This is a genomic window from Desulfosarcina cetonica JCM 12296, assembly GCF_001311845.1.
GTDB lineage: Bacteria > Desulfobacterota > Desulfobacteria > Desulfobacterales > Desulfosarcinaceae > Desulfosarcina > Desulfosarcina cetonica.
In genome coordinates this window covers 1-2416 of the sequence record NZ_BBCC01000387.1, presented here as the reverse complement: position 1 = coordinate 2416, position 2416 = coordinate 1, and the positions used below count along the sequence as shown (strand labels likewise).

General features: G+C 63.1%; 2 protein-coding genes. Both read left to right on the top strand.

Annotated features, from left to right (window positions below):
* The coding region (locus tag JCM12296_RS34145; protein ID WP_172684254.1) for a UbiD family decarboxylase domain-containing protein at nucleotides 1-1126 on the top strand (1126 nt) is incomplete at its 5' end.
* Nucleotides 1127-1209: 83 nt separating this feature from the next.
* A complete protein-coding gene (locus JCM12296_RS34140; RefSeq protein ID WP_054702540.1) occupies nucleotides 1210-2292 on the top strand; it encodes a radical SAM protein in 1083 nt (360 codons plus the stop codon).
* Nucleotides 2293-2416 lie beyond the last annotated feature (124 nt).

Here is a 2416-nt window from a genome sequence, read left to right as displayed (position 1 = left end):
CGCCGTGGCCCCCCTGCCCGAGGGGATCGATGAACGCCTGCTGGCCGCGTATATGATGGACCATCCCCTGGATGTGATCAAACGCCCTTCCTCGAATCACCGGGTTCCGGCGCGGGCCGAATTCGTCATCGAGGGTACGGTCTCGCCCGGCGACCTGCGCTGGGAAGGCCCTTTCGGCGATCATTTCGGCCATTATTCCCAGGCGGCGGACTACCCGGTCTTCCGCGTGCAGCGCGTTCTGGCACGCCGGGATGCCATCTATCCGGCCACCGTGGTGGGTAAACCGGTCCAGGAGGACTACTACCTGGGCGAGGCCCTCCAGGCGATGACCCTGCCCCTGCTCAAAATGATCCGCCCGGCAGTAATGGATCTGTGGGCATACCCGGAAGCGGGTTTTCATGCCCTGGCGGTGATGTCCGTGGCCGAACGCTATCCCCGGGAGGCGCTCAAGCACACGCTGGGGATGCTGGGCGAAGGCCAGGTATCCCTGACCAAGGTGATGATCACCGTGGACCAGCGGGTGGATGTGCGTGATTTTACGGCGGTCAGCCAAGCCCTCTGGCGCCATCTGGACGCGGCCACGGGGATTCACCTGCTCGCTCCCACGGCTCTGGATACCCTGGATTTCACCGGACCGGCCATGAACACGGGCAGTCGCCTGATTCTGATGGCCACCGACGCCGGCGGTGACCCGTTGCGCGGCACGCCGCCCGGGAAAATCCCCGCGCCCAAGGACCTGCACCCCGAGGTGACCGGAACCGCGGCGCTTGGCCCGGCCTTTCTGCTGGTACGGACCCGGGCCGGCCTGGCCGATATCGAAGCCCTGCGCCAGGCACTGTTGCACCATCCGGCGTCCCGCGACTACCTGTTTCACGTGATTGTTTCCGAAGACGTGCCCCTGGACGATCCGACCCTGATGCTTTGGGGCTGGTTCACGCGTTTCGACCCGTTGGCCGACCTTTATCCGGCCGGGCGGACGGTGGCGGGCAACCGTCTGATCTTCGATTTCCCCATCACCATTGACGCCCGCTGGAAAAGGGGGTATCCCAAACCGGTTGAATTCGATCCGGCAGTGGCGAAAAAAGTCGACCAGCGGTGGCGGACGTTCGGGCTGCCGGATGGCTGAGGGGCTGTTTACAAAATCAGAATCAGGTCCGGAAACAAGGCGGAATTCGGATCGAAGGCGGCGCATGTAAGGACAGATTGATTATGAATTCATCGTTATTCGACCGGGCCTTGGAAAAAGGCGCCCGTTGCGAGCGCCTGACCCGGGAGGAAGCCTTTGCCCTGGCCGAGGCGATTACACCCCAGCGGCTGCACCGCCTGGGCGAGGCGGCCCTGGCCAACCGCCAGACGCGGTTTGGCGACAAGGCCAGCTATGTGTTCAATGTGCAGATCAACCCCACGAACATTTGTGGCAGCGGCTGCACGTTTTGTAATTATGCCGCCTCGAAAAACGCACCGCATGCCTACGTGCTGACGGAAGCGGAAATTTTTGACAAGATAGATCGGCTCAGCCCCACCGAAGTGCACATCGTTGGCGGGCTCAATCAGATCTGGCCCTATGCGCGCAATCTTGAGCTGGTGCGCGGTCTGCGCCAGCGTTTCCCCGACGTGCACATCAAGTGCTATACGGCCGTGGAGATCGAATACTTCGCCAAGACCAGCGGCCTGACGGAATCGACGGTGCTCGATCAGCTCAAGGCCGCCGGCATGGACGCCATGCCCGGGGGTGGCGCCGAGATCTTCTCCGAACGCCTCTACCAAAAGCATTGGAAGAACAAGACCAGCCCCGAGAATTGGGTACGCATCCATCAGATGGCCCACGGTAAGGGGATCCCCACCAATGCCACCATGCTTTTCGGTTTTGGCGATACCTGGACCGAGCGTATCGAACATTTGCTGATCCTGCGGCGCGCCCAGGAGGTGACGGGCGGCTTCGCCTATTTTATCCCGCTGCCGTTTCAGCCCGGTGCCGGCAATTTCATCGCCAAGGGGCCGACGCCGCTCGAGACCCTGGCCGTCCTGGCCATCGCGCGGTTGGTGCTGGATAATCTGCCGCACCTGAAATCCTACTGGCCCATGACCGGGCTGGCAACGGGCGCGGCCGGGCTCAGCTGGGGCGCGGACGATATGGATGGCACCATCAGTGAGGAGCGCATTGCCCATCTGGCCGGTGCGGCGACGCCTGTGGGGCTGGCCCGGGAGATGATGGCGGAGACGATCCGCATGGCGGGTTTTACGCCGCTTGAACGGGACGGCGTTTTCACCTTTCAGGGAGGCGCGGCATGAGTGTTCCGGTGGCCATGATTCCCTATACCAACATGGCACCCTACCGGCAATTGGGGACGCCCGACGGGTGTCATTTCGTTCCCCTGGTCCCGCGCCAGAGCATCGCGGCGCTCATGGCCGGCGA

What these genes read in the sequence shown, in the direction of transcription:
- JCM12296_RS34140 (WP_054702540.1), top strand. Translation starts at nt 1,210, where the DNA reads ATGAATTCATCGTTATTCGACCGGGCCTTGGAAAAAGGCGCCCGTTGC.